The 23,797-nt window shown below is 67.8% G+C and carries 25 protein-coding genes and 1 pseudogene; 4 read left to right on the top strand and 22 right to left on the bottom strand.

Annotated features, from left to right (window positions below; all coding sequences use genetic code 11):
- Nucleotides 1-59: 59 nt before the first annotated feature.
- The 16 genes from G6O54_RS08415 to G6O54_RS08340 all read right to left on the bottom strand — a co-directional run bounded on the left by G6O54_RS08415 (nucleotide 60) and on the right by G6O54_RS08340 (nucleotide 15,642).
- Nucleotides 60-1,538, bottom strand: coding sequence for a sigma-54-dependent transcriptional regulator (locus G6O54_RS08415; RefSeq protein ID WP_165223153.1), 1,479 nt, complete (start codon nucleotides 1,536-1,538; stop codon nucleotides 60-62).
- Nucleotides 1,539-1,715: 177 nt separating this feature from the next.
- The gene (locus G6O54_RS08410; RefSeq protein WP_165223150.1) at nucleotides 1,716-2,018 is read right to left on the bottom strand and encodes a cytochrome C oxidase subunit IV family protein; all 303 of its coding nucleotides are present in this window, start codon (nucleotides 2,016-2,018) and stop codon (nucleotides 1,716-1,718) included.
- Nucleotides 2,015-2,716 carry a cytochrome c oxidase subunit 3 gene (locus G6O54_RS08405; RefSeq protein ID WP_250846779.1) on the bottom strand — a complete coding sequence of 234 codons (702 nt, stop codon included), beginning with the start codon at nucleotides 2,714-2,716 and terminating at the stop codon, nucleotides 2,015-2,017. Before G6O54_RS08405 ends, G6O54_RS08410 begins: the two co-directional genes overlap by 4 nt.
- Nucleotides 2,691-4,325 (bottom strand): cytochrome c oxidase subunit I, encoded by a 1,635-nt coding sequence (gene ctaD / locus G6O54_RS08400; RefSeq protein WP_165223147.1) that lies wholly within the window; start codon nucleotides 4,323-4,325, stop codon nucleotides 2,691-2,693. The genes G6O54_RS08405 and ctaD overlap by 26 nt, the downstream gene beginning before the upstream one ends.
- Nucleotides 4,322-5,278 carry a cytochrome c oxidase subunit II gene (coxB, locus tag G6O54_RS08395; protein WP_165223144.1) on the bottom strand — a complete coding sequence of 319 codons (957 nt, stop codon included), beginning with the start codon at nucleotides 5,276-5,278 and terminating at the stop codon, nucleotides 4,322-4,324. Before coxB ends, ctaD begins: the two co-directional genes overlap by 4 nt.
- Before the next feature lie 42 nt (nucleotides 5,279-5,320).
- The gene (locus G6O54_RS08390) at nucleotides 5,321-6,154 is read right to left on the bottom strand and encodes an SCO family protein (RefSeq protein WP_165223141.1); all 834 of its coding nucleotides are present in this window, start codon (nucleotides 6,152-6,154) and stop codon (nucleotides 5,321-5,323) included.
- Complete coding sequence (locus G6O54_RS08385; RefSeq protein WP_165223138.1) at nucleotides 6,151-6,660, bottom strand: hypothetical protein; 510 nt, start codon at nucleotides 6,658-6,660, stop codon at nucleotides 6,151-6,153. The genes G6O54_RS08390 and G6O54_RS08385 overlap by 4 nt, the downstream gene beginning before the upstream one ends.
- 2 nt (nucleotides 6,661-6,662) lie before the next feature.
- A complete protein-coding gene (locus G6O54_RS08380) occupies nucleotides 6,663-7,874 on the bottom strand; it encodes a hypothetical protein (protein WP_165223135.1) in 1,212 nt (403 codons plus the stop codon).
- Nucleotides 7,855-8,514, bottom strand: coding sequence for a c-type cytochrome (locus G6O54_RS08375; RefSeq protein ID WP_165223132.1), 660 nt, complete (start codon nucleotides 8,512-8,514; stop codon nucleotides 7,855-7,857). The genes G6O54_RS08380 and G6O54_RS08375 overlap by 20 nt, the downstream gene beginning before the upstream one ends.
- Before the next feature lie 11 nt (nucleotides 8,515-8,525).
- Nucleotides 8,526-9,074: a DUF3341 domain-containing protein gene (locus tag G6O54_RS08370; protein WP_250846778.1), complete on the bottom strand. Its 549-nt coding sequence runs from the start codon at nucleotides 9,072-9,074 to the stop codon at nucleotides 8,526-8,528.
- Complete coding sequence (gene nrfD, locus G6O54_RS08365) at nucleotides 9,071-10,501, bottom strand: NrfD/PsrC family molybdoenzyme membrane anchor subunit (protein WP_165223129.1); 1,431 nt, start codon at nucleotides 10,499-10,501, stop codon at nucleotides 9,071-9,073. Before nrfD ends, G6O54_RS08370 begins: the two co-directional genes overlap by 4 nt.
- The gene (locus G6O54_RS08360) at nucleotides 10,488-13,553 is read right to left on the bottom strand and encodes a TAT-variant-translocated molybdopterin oxidoreductase (protein WP_205678701.1); all 3,066 of its coding nucleotides are present in this window, start codon (nucleotides 13,551-13,553) and stop codon (nucleotides 10,488-10,490) included. The genes nrfD and G6O54_RS08360 overlap by 14 nt, the downstream gene beginning before the upstream one ends.
- Nucleotides 13,550-14,215, bottom strand: a complete 666-nt coding sequence (locus tag G6O54_RS08355) for a cytochrome c3 family protein (protein ID WP_165223106.1) — start codon at nucleotides 14,213-14,215, stop codon at nucleotides 13,550-13,552. Before G6O54_RS08355 ends, G6O54_RS08360 begins: the two co-directional genes overlap by 4 nt.
- Before the next feature lie 319 nt (nucleotides 14,216-14,534).
- Complete coding sequence (locus G6O54_RS08350; RefSeq protein WP_165223103.1) at nucleotides 14,535-14,939, bottom strand: HNH endonuclease; 405 nt, start codon at nucleotides 14,937-14,939, stop codon at nucleotides 14,535-14,537.
- Entirely contained in the window at nucleotides 14,923-15,270 is a 348-nt protein-coding gene (locus G6O54_RS08345; protein ID WP_250846777.1) for a hypothetical protein, read from the bottom strand. The genes G6O54_RS08350 and G6O54_RS08345 overlap by 17 nt, the downstream gene beginning before the upstream one ends.
- Before the next feature lie 60 nt (nucleotides 15,271-15,330).
- Nucleotides 15,331-15,642, bottom strand: a complete 312-nt coding sequence (locus G6O54_RS08340) for a hypothetical protein (protein WP_165223100.1) — start codon at nucleotides 15,640-15,642, stop codon at nucleotides 15,331-15,333.
- Between the two features lie 200 nt (nucleotides 15,643-15,842).
- Between G6O54_RS08340 and G6O54_RS08335 the strand changes: the two genes are divergently transcribed.
- The 4 genes and pseudogenes from G6O54_RS08335 to G6O54_RS08325 all read left to right on the top strand — a co-directional run bounded on the left by G6O54_RS08335 (nucleotide 15,843) and on the right by G6O54_RS08325 (nucleotide 17,530).
- On the top strand, nucleotides 15,843-16,745 hold the full coding sequence (locus tag G6O54_RS08335; RefSeq protein WP_165223097.1) for an AraC family transcriptional regulator: 903 nt from the start codon (nucleotides 15,843-15,845) through the stop codon (nucleotides 16,743-16,745).
- Nucleotides 16,746-16,860: 115 nt separating this feature from the next.
- Nucleotides 16,861-17,139: a hypothetical protein gene (locus tag G6O54_RS08330; protein WP_165223094.1), complete on the top strand. Its 279-nt coding sequence runs from the start codon at nucleotides 16,861-16,863 to the stop codon at nucleotides 17,137-17,139.
- A 98-nt stretch (nucleotides 17,140-17,237) separates the two neighbouring features.
- Nucleotides 17,238-17,288, top strand: a pseudogene (locus G6O54_RS38735) (hypothetical protein); the annotation flags it as partial.
- 20 nt (nucleotides 17,289-17,308) lie between these two features.
- Nucleotides 17,309-17,530 carry a hypothetical protein gene (locus G6O54_RS08325; RefSeq protein ID WP_165223091.1) on the top strand — a complete coding sequence of 74 codons (222 nt, stop codon included), beginning with the start codon at nucleotides 17,309-17,311 and terminating at the stop codon, nucleotides 17,528-17,530.
- A 48-nt stretch (nucleotides 17,531-17,578) separates the two neighbouring features.
- On the opposite strand, the gene G6O54_RS08315 is transcribed toward G6O54_RS08325, so the two are convergent.
- The 6 genes from G6O54_RS08315 to G6O54_RS08290 all read right to left on the bottom strand — a co-directional run bounded on the left by G6O54_RS08315 (nucleotide 17,579) and on the right by G6O54_RS08290 (nucleotide 23,660).
- Nucleotides 17,579-17,875, bottom strand: a complete 297-nt coding sequence (locus G6O54_RS08315) for a recombinase family protein (RefSeq protein WP_250846776.1) — start codon at nucleotides 17,873-17,875, stop codon at nucleotides 17,579-17,581.
- 282 nt (nucleotides 17,876-18,157) lie between these two features.
- Nucleotides 18,158-18,583 carry a hypothetical protein gene (locus tag G6O54_RS08310; protein ID WP_165223088.1) on the bottom strand — a complete coding sequence of 142 codons (426 nt, stop codon included), beginning with the start codon at nucleotides 18,581-18,583 and terminating at the stop codon, nucleotides 18,158-18,160.
- Nucleotides 18,584-18,749: 166 nt separating this feature from the next.
- Nucleotides 18,750-19,529 (bottom strand): hypothetical protein, encoded by a 780-nt coding sequence (locus G6O54_RS08305; RefSeq protein WP_165223085.1) that lies wholly within the window; start codon nucleotides 19,527-19,529, stop codon nucleotides 18,750-18,752.
- Between the two features lie 338 nt (nucleotides 19,530-19,867).
- Nucleotides 19,868-20,671, bottom strand: coding sequence for a DUF1559 family PulG-like putative transporter (locus G6O54_RS08300; protein ID WP_165223082.1), 804 nt, complete (start codon nucleotides 20,669-20,671; stop codon nucleotides 19,868-19,870).
- A gap of 598 nt (nucleotides 20,672-21,269) precedes the next feature.
- On the bottom strand, nucleotides 21,270-22,004 hold the full coding sequence (locus G6O54_RS08295) for an RNA polymerase sigma factor (RefSeq protein WP_165223079.1): 735 nt from the start codon (nucleotides 22,002-22,004) through the stop codon (nucleotides 21,270-21,272).
- A gap of 24 nt (nucleotides 22,005-22,028) precedes the next feature.
- A complete protein-coding gene (locus G6O54_RS08290) occupies nucleotides 22,029-23,660 on the bottom strand; it encodes a serine/threonine-protein kinase (protein WP_165223076.1) in 1,632 nt (543 codons plus the stop codon).
- Between the last annotated feature and the right edge of the window lie 137 nt (nucleotides 23,661-23,797).

Below are 23,797 nucleotides of genomic sequence, written 5' to 3'. Positions count from 1 at the left end.
AGCAGATTCCGTGCCGTGCTCCTCCCGTCGAGAAGGGCAGGGGGGCGATGTCCGAAGCGTCACTTCGGCTTGTAGGCCGCCGTATCGATCTTGTACTGGGCGATCTTGGCGGAGACGCTGCGGCGCGAGAGGCCGCTGATCTTGGCACAGCGGCCGACGTGGCCGCGGGCCTTGCGCAGGGCCTTGCGCAGGTAGCGCTTCTCGAAGGCGGTGGTGATCTCGGCGAGCTGCTCCGCCAGCGGCCGCGTCAGGTCGGCGCGGAGCGAGGCCTTGCCGGTGCCGGCCCTGGGTTGCAGGTCCGGGGGGAGGTTCTCCGGCCGGATCACGCCGTTCCGCGCCGTCACGCAGGCTCGCTCCATGGCGTTCTCGAGCTGGCGGATGTTACCCGGCCAGGCGAACGAGAGCAGCCGCTCCATGGCCTCCTCGGCGAGGTGGGGCGGGTTGTTGCCCGACCGCGCGTACTTCTGGATGAAGTAGGTCGCCAGCAGCGGAATGTCCTCGGGCCGCCGCCGCAGGGGGGGGAGGTCGATCTTCACCACGTTCAGGCGGTAGTAGAGGTCCTCCCGGAACTTCCCCTCCTTGACCATCGCCTCGAGGTTACGGTTGGTGGCCGCGATCACCCGGACGTCGATCTCGATCGGCTGGTTGCCGCCGACGCGCTCGAACCGGCGCTCCTGGAGGACGCGGAGCAGCTTCACCTGCATCGACATCGGGATGTCGCCGCACTCGTCGAGGAAGAGGGTCCCGTTGTTGGCCATCTCGAACCGGCCCTTCCGCTGGGCCGCCGCGCCGGTGAAGGAGCCCTTCTCGTGGCCGAAGAGCTCGCTCTCCATCAGGGTCTCCGGCAGAGCGGCACAGTGGACCGCGACGAACGGCCCGCGGCGATGCGGGGAAGACGCCTGGTGGATGGCCCGCGCGATCTGCTCCTTGCCGGTGCCGGTCTCCCCCTCGATGAGGACGGTGGTCGTCGTCTCGGCGATGTGGCCGATCAGCTCGAAGATCTCGAACATCCGGGGGCACTTGCTGAGGACGTTCCAGAAGGCGTGCCGGTCGCCGATCTGCGACCGGAGCGCGGCCAACTCATCCTGGAGCGACCGCTCCCGGAGGGCCCGCTCGACGAGCACGCAGAGATGCTGCGGGTCCGGCGGCTTGGTGAGGAAGTCGTAGGCCCCCATCCGCATCGCCTGCACGGCCTCATCGATGCTCCCGTGGCCCGTGGTCACGATGACCGTCACCGGCAGCCGCCGCGTCTGGATCTCCTCGATCAGCTTGAGGCCGTCGAGCCTGGGCATCCTCAGGTCCGTGATCATGACGCTGTAGGGCCGCTCCGTCAGCATCGCCAGGGCCTGGGCCCCGTCGCGGGCCACGTCGACCTCGATCCCGAGAGACAGCTCCAGGAGCTGCTTGAACGACTCGCGAGTATCCTCATTGTCCTCGGCGACCAGGATCCGCCGCGGATCCGCCGCCGGGGCCGCGACGGCCACGGCCTGGGATTCGCTCTCGGTCTGTGGTCCCTTCTCGGCGGCACCCACGGTCATCGACTGGCTCTCCATCCCGGCCCGGCCACAACGCGGCCCTTGGTCCGCGGAAGATGAAAGTCTTTTCATCAATCGCGCGTTCCGTTGAGTATATCAAACCGGGGCCGATCGCTCCCCCGTCGCGCGCAAAAAAACGGCCGCCCCCCGGCCGGCGGGGGTGCGGCCGCAGTTCCCTCGTCACTTCCCCGCGATGTCCAGCCAGCCCCGGGTCATGTAGTCGTTGAGGAGGAAGCAGAAGAAGATCAGCAGGAAGAAGGCCGAGCCCGTGGAGACCAGCCAGGTGAGCCTGGGGCTGTGGACCAGGTGCATGAAGTAGGCGCCGATGAAGACGGCCTTGATCGTGGCGATGAGCAGGGCCGCGGCGAGGTGGAACTGGCCGAGGGGCACGTAGGCCGCGCCCACGGTCGCCACCAGCAGCACCATGAGGAGGATGAAGACGTTGATGTACGTCTTCACGGGCGTGACGTGATGGTCGCTCATGAATGGATATCGATCAGGTAGAGGAGCGGATACAGGAACACCCAGACCACGTCGACGAAGTGCCAGTAGAGGCCGATGACCTCCACCTGGCTCTCGCCGTGGCCCGAGAACCATCGCGTGTGGACCAGGTAGGCGATGATCCCCACGATCGTGATGCCCACGATCATGTGGAAGGCATGCAGCCCGGTGATGAAGAAGTAGAGGACGAAGAACATCTGGAAGTGCCCGGGGTCCAGGTCGGCGGGGACCTCCGCGCCGTGGATCTCGTGGGGCATCTCGAAGTTCAGGCCGGGGATCAGGTGCTCCCGGTAGTCGACGTAGTATTCCGAGGCCTTGATGCCCAGGAAGGCCGTCCCCAGGATCATCGTCAGCACCATCCATCGCACGGTCTCGCGGCGCCGGCCGAGCTGGGCGGCGCGCACCGCCAGGGCCATCGCCAGGCTGCTGACCAGCAGGACGGCGGTGTTGATGAAGCCGAGCGGCCAGTTGAGCAGGCGGCTGGCCGCGGCGAACTCGTGCGGCCACCGTGCCCGGTAGATGGTGTACGCGGCGAGCAGGCCGCTGAAGAACATCACCTCGGACGCGAGGAAGAGCCACATCCCCAGGCTGGACGCGTAGGCCTGCTGGCCCAGGTCGTCGAACTGGGGCATCAGGATCTGTTTCTCGTCGGCCTCAATGGCCGGCGTGGCTGACGACATGGTCGTGCGTCTCCTCGAAGGCTTCCGGCGAGTATTCGTAGGGCTCGGTCGTCACCACGGGCATCTCGTGGAAGTTGTGCACCGGCGGCGGCGAGTCGGTCTGCCACTCCAGGCCGGTCGCACCCCAGGGGTTCGGGCCGGCGAAGGCGGGCTTCCTCAGGCTCAGCAGCAGGTAGACCAGCGGGATCACGTAGCCGACCGCCAGGATCGACGCCCCGGCCGTCGACATCACGTTCAGGACCTGGAACTCCGGGCTGTACTCGTAATACCGGCGGGGCATGCCCAGGTAGCCCAGGACGAACTGGGGGAAGAACGTCAGGTTGAAGCCGACGAAGACGACCAGGGCGGACAGCTTCCCCCAGATCTCCGAGTACATCCTCCCGGTGATCTTGGGCCACCAGAAGTGGAGGCCCCCCAGGTAGGCCATGATCGTGCCGCCGACCATGATGTAGTGGAAGTGGGCCACCACGAAGTACGTGTCGTGCACGTGCGCGTCGATCCCGAGCGAGGCCAGCATCAGGCCGGTCAGGCCGCCGATCGTGAACAGGCCGATGAACCCCAGGGCGTAGAGCATGGGGGTGTCGAGCCAGATCGCCCCCTTGTACATGGTGGTCGTCCAGTTGAACACCTTGATGGCCGAGGGGATCGCCACCAGGAAGCTGAGGATCGAGAAGACCATCCCGGCGTACATCGACTGGCCCGAGACGAACATGTGGTGGCCCCAGACCAGGAAGCCGAAGATCGCGATCGCCATGCTCGAGAACGCGATGAACCGGTAGCCGAAGATCGGCCGCCGCGAGAAGCACGGGATGATCTCGCTGATGACCGCCATGGCCGGCAGCACCATGATGTAGACCGCCGGGTGCGAGTAGAACCAGAAGAGGTGCTGGAAGAGGATCGGGTCGCCCCCCAGCGCGGGGTCGAAGATCCCGATGTGGAAGAGCCGCTCCAGGGCCACCAGCACCACGCTGATGGCCAGCACGGGGGTGGCCAGCACCATGATCAGGCTGGTCGCGTAGTGGGCCCAGACGAACAGCGGCATCCGGAACCAGGTCATCCCGGGGGCCCGCATCGTGTGGATCGTCGCGATGAAGTTGAGCCCCGTCAGGATCGACGAGAAGCCGGTGATGAACACGGTCACCGCCGCGGTCACCACCATGGTATTGGAGAACATCGTGGAGAACGGCGTGTAGAAGGTCCAGCCGGTGTCGATCCCGCCGAAGATCAGGATCCAGACGCCGAGCAGGCCGCCGACCAGGTAGACGTAGAAGCTCATCAGGTTGATCTTCGGGAACGCCAGGTCGCGGGCGCCGATCATCAGCGGGATCAGGAAGTTCCCCAGGCCGCTGGGGATCGCCGGCACCAGGAAGAAGAAGATCATGATCACGCCGTGCATGGTGAACAGGCGGTTGTAGGCGTCCGGCGAGGCGAGCACGTCCCCCCGGGGCGTCATCAGCTCCATCCGCATGATGGTGGCCGCGGCGCCCCCCACGAAGAAGAAGACCGTGACCGCCGCCAGGTAGAGCAGGCCGACGCGCTTGTGGTCGGTCGTCAGCAGCCACGACCGGATCGTGTAATCGTGGAGGTAATCTTCTTCTTCGTGACTCATCGGCCTGTCCCCGTCTCCTTCGCGGCGAGCGACTTGATGTATGCCAGGATCTTGAGCAGGTCGGGCTCGCCGATCTGCCCCTGATAGGACGGCATGACCGGCTCGTAGCCGGCGACGACCTCGGACCTGGGCATGAGGATGCTGTCCCGCAGGTAGCGCTCGTCGGCGGTCACGAACTTCACCTGCTTGCCGTCCTGGATCGGGACCGGCTTGCCGAAGACCCCCTCCAGCCGCGGGGCGTTGACGACCTGGCTCCCCCGGTGGCAGCCGGCGCAGTGGTGCTGCACGAACAGCCGCTCACCCTCGTCCGCCTGCGACGGCCCGGCGCCGCCGGCCGCCAGCCAGCTCTCGTACTCCGCCGGCTCCATGACGGTGACCGAGCCGACCATCTCGGAGTGGCTGGTGCCGCAGTACTCGGCGCAGAAGAGGTGGTACGTCCCGGCCTTGGTCGGCTGGAACCAGAGCGAGGTGTACCGCCCCGGCAGCACGTCCTGCTTGACCCGGAACGCCGGCACGTAGAAGCTGTGGATCACGTCCTGCGACGTCATCATCAGCTTGACCGGGCGGCCCAGCGGGACGTGCAGCTCGTTGATCTCCGACCGCCCCTCCGGGTGCTGCAGGTACCACATCCACTGCTTGCCCACGACCGAGATCTCGGCCGCGTCCGGCGGCGGCGAATAGAGGCGGTAGAAGACCTCCGCCGACCACACGAACATGATCAGCGAGAGGATCAGCGGGATCACGATCCAGGTGACCTCGAGCCACGGCGCGTGCAGCGGCGGCCCCGAGCGGTCCACCATCCGGCCGCGGCGGAAGCGGATCACCAGGATGAGGACCGCCGCGCAGATCGCCGTCGTGAAGAAGAGGATCACGGCCAGCTCGAACAGGAAGAGCGCGTCCACCCGCGCGGCGTTGGACGAGGCCTGGTCCGGGAATAGCGGGAAATTCCACATGAGTGATGACGCTTGATACCGTGGAGGCTGGAACGGGACGATTCAGGGCGATGGCTCGGCCGCGACCCGGGCGGCCGAGCCGCCCCGCCGCTCGCGGCGGATCATGATGAACATGTAGAGGCCCAGCGAGAGGGCCGTCGCGGTGCCGAGCACCCGCGAGATCCGGACGATGGACAGCGTGTACTTCCCCGTGGCCGAATCGTAGTCGTAGCAGAGCATCAGCAGCGCGCGGATCGGCGAGCCGATCCCCCCGCGCGACGCCGCCGAGATCGCCCCGGAGAGCTCCTTCGGCTGGTAGTCGATGCCGTAGAAGTAGCGGGCCACCCGGCCGTCCGGCGTCAGGACCACGAACCCCGCGGCGTGGGCATACAGCCCGCTCGCGGCGTTGAACTTGTAGCGGAAGCCGACCGCCCGCGCCAGCTCACCGATCGGCCCCTCGTCGCCGACCAGGAAGTGCCAGCCGTCGGGCGACCCGCGGCCGTACTCCTCCACGTAGGTCGCCTTCTTGGCGCCGGCCAGCTCGGGCTGCTCCTTGGGGTCGATGCTCACCGCGATCACGTCGAAGTCGGTGCCCGCCGCCTGCGGGATCGCCCGCAGCGTCCGCGTCACCCCGTTGAGGACCTGGTTGCAGAGCAGGGGGCAGCGATAGTAGCCCAGGACCAGCACCGCCGGCCGCCGCCCCAGGTAGTCCGACAGCCGCACGCCCCGGCCCTTCTCGTCCCGGAACGTCAGGTCGATCGGCGCCTGCGCGCCCAGGTTCTGGTCGAACCCGATGTCGGCGGTGATCCCCCCGCCGGCCGTCGACTGCGCGCGGGCCCCGCCGGCGAGGACGCCGAGGGCCGCGACCGTCGTGATCAGGATCGTGGGCGTCTTCATGGTGCCTTCTTCGCCTCGGCCTCGGCCTTCGCCGCGGGGGGGGCCGCCGCCTTCTCGGCCTCGGCCGGGGGCTTCAGGGGAGAGTCCCCGGCCGGCGGCGCCTTGATCTCCGGCAGCCCGGACTTCGCCAGGATGTCCATCGCCCGCTCGATCGGGATGTGCGCCACGCCCTTGTCCCGGTCGAGCCAGCCGTAGCTCGCCAGGTGCTCCCGCTGGGCGGCCTGCACCTGGATCCGCTCCGCCGCCGGGTCCGGCTGGAGCCGCGGGCCGGGGACCTCCCAGGGGGTCGTCAGCATGGGGGACGCCCCCTGCTTCTCGCGGGCCTCCTGGGCGCCGTACTGCGACATCATCTGCACCAGGACGTACTGCGCCGCGACCACCACCACCACGAGGATGGCCGCGAACCCGAGCACCCCCTTGAAGCTGACCCGATCGTCCTGGTAGCCGATCCGGCCTTCCGTCGAGGGCGACGGCTTGAGGAAACCTTGCGGTCGGAAGTCCGCCATGATCAGTGGCCTCCCGTGTGCTGGAGGGCGATCAGCAGGTGCGGATCGCGGAGCGGGACCAGCGGGGCACTCGCCAGCCGCCAGAGGTAAGCGGCCAGCCAGATGCCCCCCACGCCGGCCATCGCCACCAGGATCATCGGGAGCTGGCCCCAGGGGATCGCCGGCCCCGAGGCCCCCGGGAACGCGGGGATGACCAGCCAGGTCAGGTCCACCAGGTGCATCAACAACACCAGCGAGGCCACCACCTTCAGCGTCTTCGGGTCCCGCTTGTTGTCCCGGAAGAGCAGGACCAGGAACGGCAGGAAGAACTGGGCCAGGATCAGCAAGAGGGCCACCCATTGCCAGCCCCCCGCGGTCCGCCGCAGATACCAGGGCGTCTCCTCGGCCAGGTTGCCCGACCAGATGATCAGGAACTGCGAGAACGACATGTAGGCCCAGAGCATCGTGAACGCCAGCAGCAGGTTCCCCAGGTCCGCCAGCCGCGACGGCGTGGCGACCTCGCGGATCTCCCGCGACCGCGACAGGGACACGGTCGTCAGGATCATCAGCGCCATCGTCGCCAGCACGTCGCCGACGATCACCATCGGCCCGTAGATCGTCGAGGCCCAGCGCGGCTCCAGCGACATCGCCCAGTCGATGGCGGCGAACGAGACCGTCAGGAACAGGACCACGATCGCCGGCCCGGCGATGAACTGGAGCCGGCGGCTCGGCGCCGGGCTCTCGGTCCCGTCCTGGAGCCGCGACCAGTAGTTCGCCAGCAGGGCCAGGGCGATCCAGGCCGCGAAGTAGAACGCGGCCCGCTCCAGGAACGACGTCGGGTTCAGGTAGTAGGTCGCCTTGGCCCCGAGCTCGCGGGCGAGCTCCGGGGCGGTCCACGGGTAGAGCTTCGACATGCCCAGGACCACGGGCAGGAACAGGACGGCCATCGGCACGATCACCGAGGCCCCCGCTTCCAGCGGCCGGCGGAGCGGCAGGCCCCACTGCCCGCCCACCAGGTGGTGCAGCAGCGTCAGCCCCAGGCAGCCCAGCGAGATCCCCGTCCAGAAGAGGTAGGCGACCAGGTACGAGGAGGCGGCCGGCTGCGGCCAGATCAGCCCCATCACCAGGAGCAGGGCCAGCCCGCCCCCGCCCACCATGAGCGCGGTCGATCGCGCCTGGGCCACCTCGGCCCGGAGCGCGTCGTCGGTCAGAAAGTCATCGGCCGGCAGGCTCATTCTTTACCCCTTGGAGCTTGTTGCGGTCTTCCTCCGGCAGGTCGGCCGCGACGGCGTGCTGGCTCAACTGCAGCGCCCGGATGTAGGACGCGATCGCCCAGCGGTCGCGGGGGGCGATCCGCGCGGCGTAGGAATACATGGCGCCCTGCCCCCGCGTGATCACGTCGACGAAGTGCCCCAGCGGCTGCTGGAGCAGGTCGGCCCGGGCGAACGCCGGCGGCTGGGTGAACCCGCGCTGGACGATGATCCCCCGGCCGTCTCCCGCCTCGCCGTGGCAGGGGGTGCAGAAGATCCGGTACCGCTCCTGCCCCCGCTCCAGGAAGGCCCGGTCGACCGGATAGGGCGACGTCGCGGCCCGCGGGTCGCCGACCGCGACCGGCAGCAAGGCCGACGGCTCGTTCGACAGGACCCCCGCCGACTCCGCCCCCTGCGGCACCACGCCTTCCACGAGCGGCCTCGAGGACGTCCCGTCGGCGAAGATCGCCGTCGCCTCCTGGGGCTCGAACCGCGGCTGGTTGTACATCTCGCCGCGGCAGCCGCAGGCCGCCAGCAGCGCGACGGCCGTCGCCGCCGTCGCGAGGCGCCGCCTCGCGGGCTCGGCCCGCCTGATCGGACATCGTTCCTGGACGTTCGCGCTCATGGACGGCGGGCTCACTGGGGGACGACCGTGATGGCCTTCGGGTGCAGCTCCTCGAGCAGCCGATGCGTCTGCTCGAGGTCGAACAGCGGGTCTCGCGCCTGGATCGACAGGAAGAACCGGTTGTTGGACGCGAGCACGAACCCGGGGACGTTGAACACCGGGTGATAGGGCCGCGGCAGGCCGTTCATCGCCAGCATGCCGAAGACCGCCGTGAGCGCGGCGCCCAGCACCGTGGTCTCGAACGTGATCGGGATGAACGCCGGCCAGCTCAGCAGCGGCCGGCCGCCGATGTTCAGCGGGTAGTGGTAGACCGCGGAGAACCACTGCATGCCGAACCCGAGGCAGCCGCCCACCAGGCCCCCGAGGAAGACCATCGGGGCCACCCGGTTGCGATGGTAGCCGATCGACTCCGCCACCCCCTCCACCGGGAACGGCGTGTACGCCTCCATCATCCGGTAGCCGCGCTCGTAGGCCGCATGCCCGGCCTTGATCAGCTCGTCCGGGCTCACGAACTCGGCCATGATGCCGTAGATCGCCGGATCCGCGGGATGCTCGCTCAATGCCCACCCCCTTGCGGCGAGTGCGCCACCGCCGCCTCGTCAGCCTGGTGATGCTGCGTCTCGTGGATCAGCTCCCGCATCTCCGCGATCGCGATCACCGGCAGGAACCGGATGAACAGGAACAGCAGCGAGGCGAACAGGCCGAGCGACCCGTAATAGAGCGAGTAATCCCAGACCGTCCCGTGATACTCGCTCCACGACGAGACCAGGAAGTCCCGGCTCAGGCTCGTCACCACGATGATGTACCGCTCCAGCCACATCCCGATGTTCACGATGATCGAGATCACCCAGAGCAGCGGGGCCCAGGATCGCACCCGCTTGATCCAGAGGAGCTGGGGCACGATCACGTTGCAGGTGATCAGCATCCAGTAGGTGTGCGTGTAGGGCCCGGCGAACGGCCGGTTCTGGAGGATCGTGTAATTCTCGTACGGGTTCCCGCTGTACCAGGCCATGAAGTCTTCCATGAAGTAGCCGTAGGCCACGATCAGCCCCGTCGCCAGCATCACCTTGGCCATGTTGTCCAGGTGCCGGTCGGTGATGAAGTCCTTCAGGCCGAAGGCCGCCCGCAGCGGGACGCAGAGCGTGATCACCATCGCGAACCCGGAGAAGATCGCACCGGCCACGAAGTAGGGGGGGAAGATCGTCGTGTGCCACCCCGGGATCACGCTCACCGCGAAGTCGAACGCGACGATCGTGTGCACCGACACGACCAGCGGGGTCGCCAGCGCCGCCAGCAGCATGTAGGCCGTCCGGTAGCGGTGCCAGTGCCGCGCCGACCCTCGCCAGCCCAGGGCGAAGATCCCGTAGGCGAGCTTGGCATACTTGTTCTTCGCCCGGTCCCGGAGCGTCGCCAGGTCCGGCAGCAGCCCCACGTACCAGAACAGCAGCGAGACCGTCGCGTACGTCGAGACCGCGAACACGTCCCAGATCAGGGGGCTCCGCCACTGCGGCCAGAGCGCCATCGTGTTGGGATACGGCATCAGCCAGAAGAAGAGCCATGGCCGCCCCAGGTGGAGCAGCGGGAAGGTCCCCGCGCAGGCCACCGCGAACAGCGTCATCGCCTCCGCGAACCGGTTGATCGACGTCCGCCAGTCCTGCTTGAGCAGCAGCAGGATCGCCGAGATCAACGTCCCGGCGTGGCCGATGCCGACCCACCAGACGAAGTTGACGATCGCGAACCCCCACATCACCGGGACGTTCAATCCCCAGACGCCCGTCCCGTAGGTGAACAGCACGGTGATGCCCAGCAGGAAGAGCATCAGGAACGCGAAGCCGATGCCCATCCCCAGCACCCAGCGCCAGTTGTACGGGCGCACGAGCACCAGCGCGCTGATCTTGTCGGTCACGGTCCCGTAGGTGTGACCGGGCGCCAGCGCGGGCGGGGCCTTCGGCATCGGCTCCAGGGTATTCGGATCAACTGTTGCCATGGTTGGATTCGTGGCGATCCTTGGGTTCGGCTTCGAGTTCCGGGTTCGGGTTCCGCAGCTTGGCCAGGTAGGTCGTCCGGGGGAGCGTGTTCAGCTCCTCCAGCAGGGCGTAATTCCGCGGCGACGCCTTGGACTTCGCCACGGCGCTATTCGGGTCCAGCAGGTTGCCGAAGACGATCGCCTGGCACGAGCAGGCGGCCTGGCAGGCCGTCTTCACCTCGTCGCCGCCGACCGGACGGCCTTCCATCTTGGCGACGATCCGCGCCTCGTTGATCCGCTGGACGCAGTACGAGCACTTCTCCATCACGCCCCGGGTGCGGACCGTGACGTCGGGATTGTTCAGCAGCTTGAGGCTGGGCGTCTCGAGGTCGGCATACTGGAAGAAGTTGAACCGCCGCACCTTGTACGGGCAGTTGTTGCCGCAGTACCGCGTCCCCACGCAGCGGTTGTAGGTCATCTCGTTGAGCCCCTCGTCGCTGTGGGTCGTCGCGCCGACCGGGCAGACGGGCTCGCACGGGGCCTTCTCGCAGTGCATGCACGGCACCGGCTGGAAGTACGCCTGGGGATCCTTCTCATCCCCCTCGTAATAGCGGTCGATCCGCAGCCAGTGCATCTCGCGCGAGCGGAGCACCTCCTCCTTGCCCACGATCGGGATGTTGTTCTCCGCCTGGCAGGCCACCACGCAGGTCCCGCATCCGATGCACTTGTTCAGGTCGATCGTCATCCCCCAGGCGTTCTCGGCGTCCTGGCCGCGGGGAGCGTCCGGGTAGAGGCTCTCGCCGTGGGCCTCGGGGGCGTGATGCTCGTGGGCGAAGCCCGGGTCGGCCCTGAATTCCTCGGCCGTGCCGACCTTGATCGGCTCCCGCCCCTGCATCTGATAATGGTGCTGGACGATCGCGATCTTCCGCTTCTCGCCCGTCTTGGAGAGCTCGAGGCCCGCGCCGTGCCAGGGGGCGTCGGACGTCCGCAGGGCATAGGCATTGGCGCCGGCACCGTTGCCCACGTGCCCGGCCCGCGTCCGGCCGTAGCCGAGCGAGACCGTGATCGTCCCCTCGGCCTGGCCCGGCAGGATCCAGGCGGGGAGCGTCAGCGCCCGGCCGCGATACCGGAGCACCAGGACATCCTCGTTGGCGATTCCCCGCCGCTCCGCCTCGGCCGGGCTGATCAGGGCGGCGTTGTCCCAGGTGAAGCGGGTCAGCGGTTTGGGCAGTTCCTGGAGCCAGCCGCTGTTGGCGAAGGTCCCGTCCCAGACCGCGGGGTCCGGCCGGAAGACGATCTCCAGGCCCTGGTCGGCCGGCTTCGCCGGGCCGGGAGGGGGGACGTCCTTCGACTTGAGCGTCACCGCCTTCGGCTCGGCGGTCGTCCCGGGGACGATCCCGCGGCGGAGGGCGTCTTTCCAGGCCGCATCGAAGTCGCCCGGCAGCTTCTTCTCCCTCCAGGTCGACTTGACGATGTCCTGCCCCGGCCGGCCCGGCTGGCCCAGGAGGATGGCCAGCACCTCGATCGCCGAGTGCCCCTGGTAGAGGGGCGCGATCAGCGGCTGCTGGATCGTCGCGGTGCCGTCGAAGGCGACCAGGTCGCCCCAGGCCTCCAGCGGGTGGCTCTCCGGCAGGTGCCAGTGGCAGACCGCGGCGGTCTCGTCGTCGTAGAGTCCTAGGTGGATCCGCGTCGGGACATTCGTGTCCGTCATGACGGCCGCGAACTCCAGGTCCGCCGGCGCGTCGTACATCGGATTGGCTCCCAGGATCAGGAGCGTGTCCACCTTGCCGAGCTTGATGTCGCCGACGAGGTCGGCGAGCGAGCCGACCCGGCCGGCGGGGCCCGGCTCCGGGGCCGGGTAGAACGTGACCGTCCGGCCGTGGTTGCCGAGCGCGTCGTTGATCAGGTGCGCCAGGACGTGGACCTCGGCCGGCTGGGTCTCGCCCGCGACCACCAGGCCGCGGCCCTTGTGGGCTTCCAGGTCCTTGGCGACGGCCGCGATCCAGGCCGCGTGCTTCGACCCCGGCTCCGCCGCGGCGGCCCCGGGCAGCTTCAGGGCGTGCGCCAGCTCGCGGGCCAGGCCCTCGACGTCCTTCGACGCCAGCGGCAGCCGGTGGTCGGCCGCGGATCCGGTGAGGCTGGGCGTGGCCTCCGCGGCGTAGAGCCGGTTCATCGTCGCCCCGGAGTCGCCCGTCCCGGGCTCACGCCGGGAGGCGTGGTCGCGGGCGTATCTCAGGCTCGCCGGGCCGCTCGTCAGGAAGTCGGCGTCGAGCGCGACGACCACGTCGGCCTTGTCCAGGTGGTAGACCGGCTCGAGCGCCTCGCCGAAGGCCCGCCTCGTCCCCTCGCGGACCGCCTCGCGGCCGACGGGCTCGTACGCGTGCCATCGCGCCTCGGGGAACGCCTCGAGCACCTTCCGGAGCTGGGCCGAGAGCGTCGGCGACAGGGCCGCATCGCCCCGGGTCAGGATCCGGAGGCCCTTGCCCTTCTCCGCGACCTTCTTCGTCCGCAGGTCCACGGCCGCGGCGAGGAACCGGTCCCAGGTGTCGACCCGGCCGCGGTCGAGGATGACCTGCGAGCGGTCCGGGTCGTAGAGCTGGAGGATCGACGCCTGGACGTGCATGTCCGTGGCGCCCAGGCTGGCCGGGTGGGCCGGGTTCCCCTCGATCTTGATCGGCCGGCCCATGTGGCTCTCGACGAGCACGCCCACCGCCGAGCCCAGGGGCGCCAGGGCCGTGGCGAAGAAGAGCGGCCGCCCCGGGATCACGTCCTCCGGCGGCTGGACGTACGGGACGATCTTCTCCTCCGGCTGCACGGCACAGCCGGCGATCCCGGAGAGGGCCAAGGAGGCCCCCATCAGCTTGAGGAACCGCCGCCGGCTCGCCTCGTCGAGCCACTGGAGCGACACCCCGGCGAACTCGTCTTCCAGGAGCGCGCCGAAGGACTCGTCCCCCGCCAGCTCCTCCAGGCTCCGCCAGAGCGCGGGGCGCCGCGTCCGCGACGTCACGGCGGGTATCTCTTCCGAGGGCCGACTGGGCATGGGCGCGTCCTGGATCTCCGGTGGCTTGATCATCGGTGGCATACCGAGCAGTTGGTGAGCTGCTCGACCTGGACGTGGTTCTGCCGGACGAGCGACTGGCCCAGCGCCGCCTGGCCGCCGGCGGAGGAGCCCGGCTCCCAGCCCATGGCGAAGACGGCATCCTTGGGGCGGAGGTTGTCGCCGGGCTGGCGATGACACTCCAGGCACCATTCCATGGTCAGGGGCTTCTCCTTCCAGGCCAGCGGCATCTGGTCTACCCGGCCGTGGCAGGACTCGCAGGAGACCCCCTTCGAGACGTGGATCCCGTGGTGGAAATACACGAAGTCGGGGAGGTCGTGGAGCCGGTTCCACTTCAGCGGCTGGCCGGTCTTCAGGCTGGCCCGGACCGGCTCGAGCATCGGGCTCGTCGACCAGATCTGCGAATGGCAGCTCATGCAGGTATAGGTCGGCGGGATGCCCGCGTTGGCGGACGTCTCCACCGACGAATGGCAGTACCGGCAGTCGATGCCGAGCCCCTTCACGTGGTGCTCGTGCGAGAACGGCACCGGCTGCTCCCGGATGACCCGTTGCTGGGTCTGGAACGGCGATTTCATCAGCAGGTAACCGAGCGTCAGCAGGCCGAGCGGGCCGCCAACGAGGAGGGCCAGGCTCACCCTCGCGAGCGTGTTCGCGCTCGGGTGGAAGATCTGCGGCATCCCGCGCTCCGTATCGTGGTGCCCTCTCCAGCGGGGCGGAAGCTCATCTGATTCGGTCGGGCTCGGAATTTACGAGCAAATGGACACGTCGGAATTTACCGACAAGACTTCCGTCTCGTCAAGACGATCATTGGCGGAAGTTGCCGACTTCTTCCGGATTCTGCTGGTTAGCACGCAAGGTGCGCCCTCAAAACGAGTTGCGAAACGTCCAGGTGCGTCCCCTCAGGACGACACCGCCGGCGAGACCGTGACGGGCCGTGATTCAACCTCTCCTCGTTATAGCTCGCCCGATGTCCTCGCGTCTTTTTCATTAGAGGCATTAAGGAGGAGGGAACACCCCTTCCCGGATCAGATATTCGCGGAGATCCACCGCCTCGTCCCGATTGATCTGCAGCAGGCCGAGCGTCACGTTGCCGGTATGCGTACGGCCGACCAGGACCGGCCCATCCCACAGGAAATGGCGGAGCCAGCGATCCTTTCGGGGATGGAAGAGGCGCACCATCCGCCCGGTCCGTGGGTTCAGGCCGGCGATATTCGGGCCCTTGTAGCTGTTGCAGAAGAAACAAGCGAGGGCGAGATTCTCCGCCGACGTGGGGCCGCGATGCTGCTGGGATATGATGTGATCGACAGCGTGGGGCAGCGGAGAGAATCCCTGCGGGAGCTGGCAGTATTCACAGCAGGAACGGGCACGCTGCCATACGTGACGCTCAAGCTCGATGTTCATGCGTCGCGTCCATGCCGGCCTTCTTCAGGGAGAGCCGCGCCTTGGACCAGAGGATGCCGAGCCAGTATCCCACCCGACGATAGTTCTCCATCGCGGCCTGTTCCTCCGGCGTCAGCGTCCCTTGCTGAGCCTTCAGAGAGAGCTCGCGCAGCCTGGCCTGGTCCTCGTCACCGAACCGAATGCTCAGGAGTTCTCGGGCCACCTCGGGCGAGAAATGGCCGTGATCGGGCCTGATGAGCCGACCGACGATCGCGGCTTCACTGGAAGCGATGTGCGCTTGCGACATGGCAACCTGTGTATGAGTTGGTTTTTTACCGACTCCGCCCATCATACCATCGCCCTCTTGCCAGGAGGATAAGTGAGGTTGTCGACGTCTCCCGGATTCCGCGGGTTAGCACGAAACGCAAGCCACCAAAACGGGATGCGCGACGCCCGGGTGCATGGCCTCAGGGCGACACCCCGAACGAGTCGGTGGCCGGTCGGGGATGGGGATCTTCCGGACTTCCCGGCCGAGGTTCTTCAGCCAGATCCCGAGCGGTCCCTCGCGCCGATCCCCGAGCGCCTCGGCCAGGGCCTCGATCCGCCGCGAGATGACGCGGACGGATGCCGTTGCGGGCGAGTTCCGGAGCCGATAGGCATCCCGGGCGACGTCACGGACGGCCTGGGCGAAGACGGACGGGTCCGACAGCGTGTTCGGATTCATGTTCTCCTCCTTATAGCTCACTCGATGGGCTCTCGTCTTGCTCAATACGGGCATTAGAGGCCGGAGAGGGGCTTGCGGAAAGGAACGTTCCTCCAGATGTCTTGCCCGATCCTCCGAGATCGCCGATGAAACGGTGGGAGCTTCCGAGATTCCGTATACTGATCATGCAGATGATCCAGAACGGAAGTCCGGAGGACGCGATGAACACTCAGGAAAACCAGCGGCGGCGGCTCGCGAGCCTGCTCGACGAGCTGGCGGTCGCCGAGGGCCTGAATCGGACGGCCGTGGAGGGGGTGACGCTGAGCCGGGTCTCCACGGCGTCGCCCCGCGGGCCGGTCGTCTATCAGCCCAAGATCCTGATCGTCGGCCAGGGCCGCAAGCGGGCCTATCTGGGCGGCGAGGTCTATCGGTATGACGCGTACAATTATCTGGTCCTGTCGGTGCCGATCCCGGCGGAGTGCGAGACCGAGGCCAGCCCGGAGGAGCCCCTGCTCCTGATGGCGATCGCCGTCGAGCCGACGATGGTCGGCGAGATGCTCCTGGACCTGGACGACCTGCCGCCGCCGCCCGCCGCGACGCCCCGGGGCATCGCCTCCTCGCCGATGACCGAGGAGCTGGGCGGCGCCGTGATCCGGCTCCTGGAGTGCCTGAGGTCGCCGCTCGACAGCCGGATGCTCGGCGCCCAGACCGTCCGCGAGATCGTCTACCGGGCGCTCCTGGGAGAGCAGGGGGGCGCCCTCCGGTCGCTCGCCAGCCGCGACGAGCATTTCGCGCGGATCGCCCGCGTCCTCAAGCACGTCCACGCCGAGTACGCGCGGCCTCACAGCATCGAGGACCTGGCGCGGCAGGCCGGGATGAGCGTCGCGGCGTTCCACCATTACTTCAAGCTCGTGACGGCGAGCTCGCCGCTCCAGTACATCAAGCGCGTCCGCCTCGACCAGGCGCGGCTGCTGATGGCCCACGACGGCCATAACGCCAGCACCGCCGCCCGGGCCGTCGGTTATGAGAGCGCCTCGCAGTTCAGCCGCGAGTTCAAGCGCCTCTTCGGCGCCACCCCCTTGGAGGACGCCGGCCAGACCCGGGCGCGGCTGGTCGCGGGGTGAGGCAGGACGAGGCCGGCCGTCGTGGCTGCCTCGAGCCGTTTGCACCGAGAGCCGCCGGAATCGCTCGCCAACGGCATGGGGCTGGAGCACGGTCGAGGTTGAGGGAGATGGCCGCATGGAAACCCACACCGCCGCCCGCCCGCATCACGTCCTCGACCGGCTCCTGGATCCGTTGCGGGACATCCTGACGCCCGAGGCTGCAAGGGCGATTGCGGACCTGCGGGCCGATGCGACGACGCAGGAACGGCTCGATGACCTCGCCGAGCGACACGACGAAGGGCAGCTTTCGCCCGATGAATTGGTCGAATACGAGTCCCTCGTGGACGGCGTCAACCTGATTTCCGTGATCCAGGCGAAGGCGCGTTCGGTCCTGAAGACCAGGCCCTCGGCGTGATCGGACCGGCGACCAGGCAGCGAGTCCGTGATAGGGGTGGGAGCCGATGCGAATACGGCCGGACCCGGCAAGCCGACGAGCCGTTCGTCGCCTCCTAGATCGAGCACGTCATTCCGAAGCAGCACGGCGGAGGTGACGGTGAGGAGAATCTCGCCCTCGCGAGCCCCCAGTGCAGTCTTCACAAGGGCCGAACCTCGCCGGCATCGACCCGGAAACCGAGAACGTCGAGATCCTGTTCAACCCGCGTCGTCAGGCGTGGGAGGAGCATTTTGAAGCAAGCGGGCCGTATGACGTCGGAAAGACGGCAACGGGACGAGTGACCGTTCGCGTGCTGGCCATGAACGAAGAGCTCCGTCTCGATCTACGGCGGAAAGCGGCCGGTGAGACGTGAACTAGGATCGCCTCAAGCTCGTGACGGCGGGCTCGCCTGTCCAGTACATCAAGCGCGTCCGCCTCGACCAGGCGCGGCTCCTGATGGCCCACGACGGCGAGGATGACCTTGGTGCCTTACTGCGACAACTCGTCCGAGGTCCAGGTGTAGAAGGTCACCTCCTTGCCGTAGCTGCCCCACGGTCTCGATCAGGTGCCGGATGCTGCGACCCGGGCGGTCGAGCTTCCAGGCGATGAGGGTCTCTCCCTTCCGGAGGTGTGCGAGGGCCTGATCGAGCCCCGGCCGCGCGGCACGGGCACCGCCGGCCTTGTCCGTGGAGAGCTTCTCGCAGCCGGCGCGACTCAAGGCATCGGTCTGGAGATCGACGCTTTGCTTTGTTCGAGGGGCGAGACGCGTGCATGGCCGATCAACACGGGCCCCATCCTCCTCTCGGCCGGATGGTGCCGAAACTCGAATCCCGCGTCAAGGTTCCGGGATGTTGATTTCGGAAGGGCTTCCGGGACGGAATTCCGGGCGCTTTGAGGGAAGGCCAGGGGGCGGCGAGCGGAAGTCCCGAAAAGGCTCTTTTTTGACGCACGCTCTCGTGGGCAGTGGCGTACCACGGACCGGGGCCGCCATCGTGCGAGGTCAGGCGGGGTCTCCACTCACCAGTAGCAGCTCTTTCTCCCGGAAGTGAGTGCGGTCCCGGAGCAAGTCGGAGGGACGCATCCGACCGCGATAATCGGGCGTGGCCGATTGGTCGCCATCCCAGCAGGCGAACAACTCCACCTCCGGCTGATGCTGCAAAGCTACCGCCAGGAATTCGCTGAGCCGTCGCCTCGACTCCCTGGCAGCCGCCAACTGCTCAAGGTCTTCTTCGAGCCCCTCGTACTGGCCGTATTGAAACCCGCACCCGCAGCCCTCGTGCGAACCGACGAAATAGATGCACGGCTTGGAAAACTGCCCACGGACCGACTTGTCCCTGTCGGACAACTCCTCGACGTAGAAGCAGGGGCGGGTCTCGTCCCAAGCCGAGGTGGGCAGCGGATAGTCGGATGCGACGTAGACCATCATGCACATCACCCGCCCCCATTTCTTCGCCGCCTAACGAGCACCATGATAGCAGAGCTGCTGCCATTGGTTGCCCTGCCGTTTAGCGAGTACCCTTTCGCCATGGTCACCGAGACGGGCCCGATGGAGAGCCGAGTTGGCTCCCAGTACTCACCCGGCGAGGGGACCTTCAAGGACGCAGATTACCCCCGATCCATTCGATGAGGCCGAATACGAACATGCAAGCAGATGTGACCATCAACGGAAGCGGGCGTTGAAACACTTCCCACCACGGGTCTTCGCCTCGCCGATGACTTTCTCGAAGCAAAACCGCAAACAAACACATGGACATAATCTGACAACACAGAACGAGATAGGACATTAAATAGACCCGGTCTCCATCTTGGTAGCCGGCATCAGTGAGCCAGCATCGGGAGGGAAGACCTGGGTCGAAGGAGACGCGAACTGGGATGGGGACCTGCCCGTTGGCGAGGGCCGCACGAGCGTTCGCGGGTAGACCCTCGGCATTGTGTCGTTGAACGCGAACCTCCTCCCCGTTTATCCGGTTCGCTTTGTCGCGGAAGCGAACCCGGACGTAGTAGCGGGTCGTGTCGTGACCCTCGTAAATCTGGACGCTGGTCACCTCTCCCTTGGCCACCTCGGCACTCTTAAAATCAGCGTATTCTTGCCAGTGCAAATGAGCCGTGTGGGCGAAGTCCATTGCGATGGCCAGAGTCATGCTGACCAGGAAGGCCCGCCGACGCTGATACCTCTCCGAATTCGTTCCGGCCTCCCCACCGTATCGCGAGGGATTAGACGGCGAGACGATGGCTGAGATGAACCAGAAGAGGGCCGACAGGTCCCCGAGCCACATCGGCAGCCATTGCCAGACCCTGAGTCGTCGGTGTTCTTCGACGAGATAGGGCCAATCGCCCCAGATTCCGAAGATCAACCCCGCGATGGTCGCCATGAACGCCCACGGGAGCACAGCCCGTATCCGCTCTTCTGCGGGCCTACGACCTTGGTCGAGTCCACGATTCAACAGGGACATTGGCCGCCTCTATGCCAGCGACGTCCTTCGAAATCGGATTCCTGCCCCGCCGATTCTACCGCGAAGCCTGGCAGGTTTTCCGAAGATAACTTCCTTTCTATGCGGCTAACCGGCCGTCTCAAAAACGCCCCTTTGTGGGACTGCGGTTCGGAGGTGGAATGGCCGGTGCTTCCAGGAGTGGTCCCCATGTCAGCGGCCGCCCCAAACCGCTACGGCGGTTCGGTAATGACCCGCCGGGGAAGACCAAGCCGACGCCGTTACAACGGGGGGCTGAGCTTATCGGCGGTCTTGAGCTCGTCGTCACCGCTGCTGACCAGGGCGCGGATCGTCTCGGGAGCGACTTTCCTGCCGGCGAACCGGACGGCCCCGTCGGCTAAGGCGGCATAGAACCCGTCGTCGAACGGACCGCCGAGTTTCGGCAACGGATTGCCCGCGTCGTATGGCACGTCTTCGGGCTTTGTCCAGGGGAACGTGTGAGCCGCCTCGACGACCATGAGGGTCGGTCTCGCCGCGTCGATGAACTCCGTGATCTTCGTACCCTCCGGCCCTTGGAACATCGCCCCAGGGCCGACGAGCCCCTGGTAGTTCGTGGCATGCGGGGCCGTGCCCCCGTGGCGCACCGGCGCGTAGACGCGGGGCATCTCCATCAGCAGCGCCCGGTTGTGCGGGCTGTCCCAGGGTTCGTCGAGGCGGAATCGCTCGTAGAGTGCAAACTCTTCGAGGAATGGCAAGATCGCAACGCGCCAGCTCAGCAACGACTCGCCCCCACGGCAGATCGCGGCCGCCGGGAGCCGGCCCCCGTTCTTGGCGGCGAAGGTGTGCAGGGCGAAGGCGATGTGCTTGAGGTTGTGGACGGTCCTCGCGCGGGCCTCGGGATGGTCCTCGCCCGGCAACGTTGGCACGTCGGCCGCTTGGCCACGCGCCGGATCGGCCTGGGCTAGCTGCCCGCCCGCCGCAAGGGGCGGATGTATGCGACCGAGGAGCGGGATGCCCGCGATGGCAGCCAGGATGCGCAGCAGGATGCGGCGACTCAAGGGGGCCGGGCCATCGACCTGAGGCATTTCGAGCCTCCGGATTGTGAGAAGGTTAAGCTCGACCTCGCCCGAGACCGGGCGTGGTCGGAACCCAGTCGCCGCAAGCAGTGCTCGATCGGCTCAGCGACCGCCGGCCCCGGCGCGGGTTCATTGAAAGGCGATGGCTCATCGTACATAAGTTCGACAATCGTCGGAATGGGGCATGCACCTCCGTCATCGAACCACGCCGGGCCCGTCGTGCAGGGGTCCGGCCATCGCCGCCTCGGGTCGTCCGATGAGACATCGGCGAACTTGGCGACGCCAACGTCACCGCGAGTGAGGTCTAGGTCCCTCCCGACGACCGTGGGGCGGCTTGAGGTATCCGGCATGAAGTGTCCACCGAGCAATGAGGCCCCGGCTTTAAGGCGTCCTCAGACGGCTTAGCGTTGTTTCTTGTCCGGTTGCTACGGGAAGGCCTTCCCGCCCGGCGAACCGGCCGAATACGAGGCCCTTGCAAGCGGCATCGACCCTCGGCGTGACGGGATCGGCGGCCGGCCGGCGACTCCGTAAACGGGCGAGGAATGGGGGCGAATCCCGCCGAACCCGGGAGTTGATGGGCCGTTCGTTGCCTACCGGATCGGACACGTCACGCGCGAAGGGCCTCGAATAGCCGGGTGATCTCGTCGTCCAGCTCGGCGGGGTCGTCGAGGGTGTCGGCGATGGCTTCCAGGAGGAGTTGACGGAACCGCTTGCGGAGGCGATGAGCGGCGACCATGGCGGCCCCCTGGGTCAGGCCCAGGCGGCCAGCGATCTCGGCGTGGGATGTGTTGGGGTCGCGGCCGGCGAGGAAGACCTTCAGCTCGGCGAACTGGGCGGCCTTGCCGGCGCGCGCCCATTCCTCGCGGAGCAGGTCGACGACCCGATCCAGCAGCGTCTCCGCCCAGCGTCGCTCGAAGAGACGCTCCGGGGTGAGATGGGTCGCCGGATCGCGGAGGTAACGCGACTCGCCGGCCTCGACGTCCAGCGAGATCATCGCGCGGCCGCCGCCCCTTCGGGCCGCCCGACTTCGCTCCCGGTCGTGAGCCACGAAGTTGCGCAGGGACGTCAGCAGGAAAGCCCGGAACCGACCCCGCGCGGGATCCGCCGCGGCGATGGCGCGGCTCTCCAGCAGGTGAACGAAGAACGCCTGGACGCAGTCTCGCGCCGATTCCGCGTCGTATCCCCGGCGCCGGGCATACGCGTAGAGCGGATACCAGTAGTCGCGGCAGAGTTGCTCGAGGGCCTCCCTACCCCCCTGGCCCGGATGCTTCCCGGCCGCCAGCACGACGCTCCAGCGTGTGCTGCCCGCCAGGTCATTCGTTCCGAGGTGGGGATGTGTCATGATGATCGAGGGGTCGCGAGGCCCCTAAGGCGTGCCGAGCAGTGCCTCTGCCTCGGCCCTCAGGGACCGCTCCGCATCGCTCGCCTCCGCGGTCGTGGAGGGGCTCGCAAGGCTCCGGTAGCAGTCGCGGGCGGCCTGTTCCTGGCCGAGCCTCTTCAACGCCATCGCCCTGAAGAGGGCTTCCAGGTTCTGCGGCCGGGCGGCCAGCGACCGGCTGCGTTCCAGGGCCTCGAGGCAACCCTGCCATTGTCCCGCGCGGTAGCGGGCCGCGCCCAGCGTCAACCAGCCCTGGGCCGACCGGTCGTCGTGGCGAACGGCGACCTCGGCGAGCGCCACGGCATGGGGAGGATCGCGAAGCTGGGCGTCGGGCAAGGTCGCGAGCAGCCAGGCCAGGTCGCGAGCGATCGTCGCGAACCGCCGGTCCTGGGCCGCATCCCGCGCGCTCGCGGCGAGGAGGTCCTGGATCAGGTCGTAGGCGCTCGTGATATGGTTCGTCGCCTCGTGGTACAGGGTACGCGTGCGCTGGGCCTCCCTGTCGGCCGATTGCCTGGCCACGGCCTCCTGGGCGGCGAGGAGCACCTGCCGCCGGGCCACGATGGGACCGCCGATCGCCAGGGCCAGGAGCAACGCCCCGAGGGTCGTGCCCAGGAGGCTGACCGCCGGATTGCGGCGGCACCACCGCCAGGCCCTGCCGGCGGCCGTGACGCGACGGGCCGCGATCGGCTCGCCGGCGAGATACCGGCGCAGGTCCGCGGCGAGGTCGTGGGCGGTCGCATAGCGTCGCTGGGGGGCCTTCTCCAGGCATTTCAGGCAGATCGTCTCGAGATCCCGAGGCACGGACGCGTCCAGGGATCGCGGGCATGGTGCGTCGTCGTACAGGACGTGGTGCAGGATCGCCCCCGGGACGCCCCGGAAGGGCTTCTCGCCGGTGAGCATTTCGAAGAGCACGACGCCGAGCGAGTAGATGTCCGCGCGGGTGTCGGCCCGGTTCGAGTCGCCGCGGGCTTGCTCGGGCGACATGTAGGCGGGCGTGCCCAGGATCTTGCCGTCCATGGTCAGGCTCAGCTCGCCCGCGACCCGCCGGGCCAGGCCGAAGTCCATCAGGTGCGGCCGGCCCTGGGCGTCGATCATCAGGTTCGACGGCTTGATGTCGCGATGGATCACGCCCATCCGATGGGCATGATCGAGGGCCTCGGCGATCGCGAGGCAGAGCTCGGCCGCCTCGCGCGGGGCCATCGGCGACTCGGCGAGGTGCTCCGCCAGGTTGCGGCCGGCGATGTAGTCGCGGACGAGGTAGACCGTGCCGCGGACCCGGCCAGCCTCGTGGACGGCGGCGATGTTCGGATGGCTCAATCGCGCCAGGGCCCGGGCCTCGGCGAGGAACTCCTCGGCCTCGACCGCGTCGACCCGGCCCGCGTGCGGGACCTTGACGACCACGATTCGGTCAAGCTCCCGATCGCGGGCCTTCCAGACGGTCCCGAAGCTGCCTCTCCCGAGGATCTCGAGGAGGTCGAATCGTCCCATGGTCGTCGCGCCGGGCTCCGTGTCGTCGATCAGGCTGAACCGACCGCCGCAGGCCGGGCATTGCGTATCCCTCAGGCCGGAATCGACGGGGACGTCGACGAGCTGCCGGCAGAGCGGGCAGCGGATGGTCATGGCGGGCGACTCCGGTGCGGCTTCCAGGGCCGCCCGCAGCAGGCAAGGCCGGCAAAGCCCTTCCGGACTGTCGCCCGGCACCGGCTCGCCGCACCATGGGCAGGGGGTGAAGGTCGGCAACGCGAGGGGCTCTCGAA

It is taken from the genome of Aquisphaera insulae, from assembly GCF_011064615.1.
Lineage (GTDB): Bacteria > Planctomycetota > Planctomycetia > Isosphaerales > Isosphaeraceae > Aquisphaera > Aquisphaera insulae.
The sequence above is the reverse complement of the archived record's forward strand: the minus strand, read 5'-3'. Positions and strand labels throughout refer to the sequence as shown.

What these genes read in the sequence shown, in the direction of transcription:
- G6O54_RS08385 (WP_165223138.1), bottom strand. Translation starts at nt 6,660, where the DNA reads ATGGCGGACTTCCGACCGCAAGGTTTCCTCAAGCCGTCGCCCTCGACG.
- G6O54_RS08330 (WP_165223094.1), top strand. Translation starts at nt 16,861, where the DNA reads ATGGAAACCCACACCGCCGCCCGCCCGCATCACGTCCTCGACCGGCTC.
- G6O54_RS08375 (WP_165223132.1), bottom strand. Translation starts at nt 8,514, where the DNA reads ATGAGCGCGAACGTCCAGGAACGATGTCCGATCAGGCGGGCCGAGCCC.
- G6O54_RS08350 (WP_165223103.1), bottom strand. Translation starts at nt 14,939, where the DNA reads ATGAACATCGAGCTTGAGCGTCACGTATGGCAGCGTGCCCGTTCCTGC.
- G6O54_RS08310 (WP_165223088.1), bottom strand. Translation starts at nt 18,583, where the DNA reads ATGATGGTCTACGTCGCATCCGACTATCCGCTGCCCACCTCGGCTTGG.
- coxB (WP_165223144.1), bottom strand. Translation starts at nt 5,278, where the DNA reads ATGTGGAATTTCCCGCTATTCCCGGACCAGGCCTCGTCCAACGCCGCG.
- G6O54_RS08405 (WP_250846779.1), bottom strand. Translation starts at nt 2,716, where the DNA reads ATGTCGTCAGCCACGCCGGCCATTGAGGCCGACGAGAAACAGATCCTG.
- G6O54_RS08380 (WP_165223135.1), bottom strand. Translation starts at nt 7,874, where the DNA reads ATGAGCCTGCCGGCCGATGACTTTCTGACCGACGACGCGCTCCGGGCC.
- G6O54_RS08290 (WP_165223076.1), bottom strand. Translation starts at nt 23,660, where the DNA reads ATGACCATCCGCTGCCCGCTCTGCCGGCAGCTCGTCGACGTCCCCGTC.
- G6O54_RS08360 (WP_205678701.1), bottom strand. Translation starts at nt 13,553, where the DNA reads ATGATCAAGCCACCGGAGATCCAGGACGCGCCCATGCCCAGTCGGCCC.
- ctaD (WP_165223147.1), bottom strand. Translation starts at nt 4,325, where the DNA reads ATGAGTCACGAAGAAGAAGATTACCTCCACGATTACACGATCCGGTCG.
- G6O54_RS08300 (WP_165223082.1), bottom strand. Translation starts at nt 20,671, where the DNA reads ATGCCTCAGGTCGATGGCCCGGCCCCCTTGAGTCGCCGCATCCTGCTG.
- G6O54_RS08410 (WP_165223150.1), bottom strand. Translation starts at nt 2,018, where the DNA reads ATGAGCGACCATCACGTCACGCCCGTGAAGACGTACATCAACGTCTTC.
- G6O54_RS08390 (WP_165223141.1), bottom strand. Translation starts at nt 6,154, where the DNA reads ATGAAGACGCCCACGATCCTGATCACGACGGTCGCGGCCCTCGGCGTC.
- G6O54_RS08305 (WP_165223085.1), bottom strand. Translation starts at nt 19,529, where the DNA reads ATGGCGACCATCGCGGGGTTGATCTTCGGAATCTGGGGCGATTGGCCC.
- nrfD (WP_165223129.1), bottom strand. Translation starts at nt 10,501, where the DNA reads ATGGCAACAGTTGATCCGAATACCCTGGAGCCGATGCCGAAGGCCCCG.
- G6O54_RS08335 (WP_165223097.1), top strand. Translation starts at nt 15,843, where the DNA reads ATGAACACTCAGGAAAACCAGCGGCGGCGGCTCGCGAGCCTGCTCGAC.
- G6O54_RS08415 (WP_165223153.1), bottom strand. Translation starts at nt 1,538, where the DNA reads ATGACCGTGGGTGCCGCCGAGAAGGGACCACAGACCGAGAGCGAATCC.
- G6O54_RS08295 (WP_165223079.1), bottom strand. Translation starts at nt 22,004, where the DNA reads ATGACACATCCCCACCTCGGAACGAATGACCTGGCGGGCAGCACACGC.
- G6O54_RS08340 (WP_165223100.1), bottom strand. Translation starts at nt 15,642, where the DNA reads ATGAATCCGAACACGCTGTCGGACCCGTCCGTCTTCGCCCAGGCCGTC.
- G6O54_RS08345 (WP_250846777.1), bottom strand. Translation starts at nt 15,270, where the DNA reads ATGATGGGCGGAGTCGGTAAAAAACCAACTCATACACAGGTTGCCATG.
- G6O54_RS08355 (WP_165223106.1), bottom strand. Translation starts at nt 14,215, where the DNA reads ATGCCGCAGATCTTCCACCCGAGCGCGAACACGCTCGCGAGGGTGAGC.